2 protein-coding genes are annotated in these 1,397 nt (G+C 37.4%); both read right to left on the bottom strand.

All coding sequences use genetic code 11. The features are described 5' to 3' along the window. Positions 1-184: 184 nt before the first annotated feature. Positions 185-508: a hypothetical protein gene (locus tag J3T98_RS11165; RefSeq protein ID WP_267362929.1), complete on the bottom strand. Its 324-nt coding sequence runs from the start codon at positions 506-508 to the stop codon at positions 185-187. A 293-nt stretch (positions 509-801) separates the two neighbouring features. Beyond that, positions 802-1,397: TPM domain-containing protein (locus J3T98_RS11170; protein WP_267362931.1), on the bottom strand; the 596-nt coding region annotated here is incomplete at its 5' end.

Genomic DNA, 1,397 nt, shown 5'->3' on the forward strand with positions numbered 1-1,397 from the left:
ATGTGCAAATTCCGGGATGTCAGTTAGCCCATAACAAAACCAACTGAATATTAACAATAAACTACTTAGAAAATATCTTTTCATTATATTTTCTGCCTCATGACTAACAACGCTAAATAAAACTATTATATAGTCAAATCAAAATCTTACTATTAAAACTTAAAGAGTATGATCTTTGTTCATCTCATGACCAACGACCAGATGCACCACCACTGCGGCCGCCACCTCCGCCTCGGAAAATTCTACTCGAATAGCTATATGAAGATCGACTGCTTCTGCCACCCCCGCTACGACTTCTTCTTATGACGTTTTTACGACAGATAGCGATGAATAACAAGTTAGCAAACACATAGTTTATACCAAAAATAAAAACGACATCGGTAAGATATAAGTAACTAAAATCGTGAACATACCAAGTTACAATAAGGAGAAACAAACTATTTGATAGTGATGTGATGATAATGCGTTTAAATTCACTTTTTTCGAATTTAACCGTGAAAACAAACAAAAAAAGAAAACACTTTCCAGCTTTGTTGAATAATCCAGTTAAACATCATATCTAACATTTCACTTAACCCAATTCTATAATTATTCTGGGTTTGTTTCTCTGGATGAATTTCATTACCCATTATGACATCTTTTAATACCGAAATTGCATCATTAATACCTTAATAATAGTTCTTTTGCTTAAATTGTGGGGTTTGCTGTTCCCGAATGATGTGGCTAGCGATTGTTGTAAAAAATAAACTGCTATTAATCGATATGATTAAGGCGCATATAGCGCCTTATTTTTTATCCTATTTACCAGCTACCGGAAGCGCCACCGCCTCCACTGCGACCACCACCGCCGCCGCTAAAGCCGCCACCTCCGCCGAAGCCACCGCTAGAACCACCAAAACCGCCTCCTCCTCGATGATTTCCTCTTCCGCCACCTGCTCCGGGAGTCACAATGCGGCTGGCAATGGTACTCAAAATAAATACCACAAACATGATAAATACTATAATAAATACATCGCGCATATGCCAAAGGGTAAATCCACCAACAGATAGTGCGTTAAATAAACCAGTAAGAAGACATTGATTGGTTTTATCTTTACGATACAATAATTTGGCAAGTATAAGACAAATAACGAATGACACCAGCGCATAATTACTCAACATGGAAGTAAAATCTTCTGATGATAACAAGTTAAAGCCTTGTTCGTTATCTTCTCTTTTCGGGGCAGGATTATCGATTTTTTGTTTCAGCACAGATAAGGCATTATCAATTCCTTGATAATAGTTATTTTGTCGAAATTCTGGCGCTAATTGTTCACGAATGATTTTACTGGCCACTAAGTCGGTAATAGTTCCTTCAAGCCCATAGCCAACCTCAATTCGCATGAGTTTATCGTCTT

Source organism: Gilliamella sp. B2772, assembly GCF_026536985.1.
Lineage (GTDB): Bacteria > Pseudomonadota > Gammaproteobacteria > Enterobacterales > Orbaceae > Gilliamella > Gilliamella apicola_E.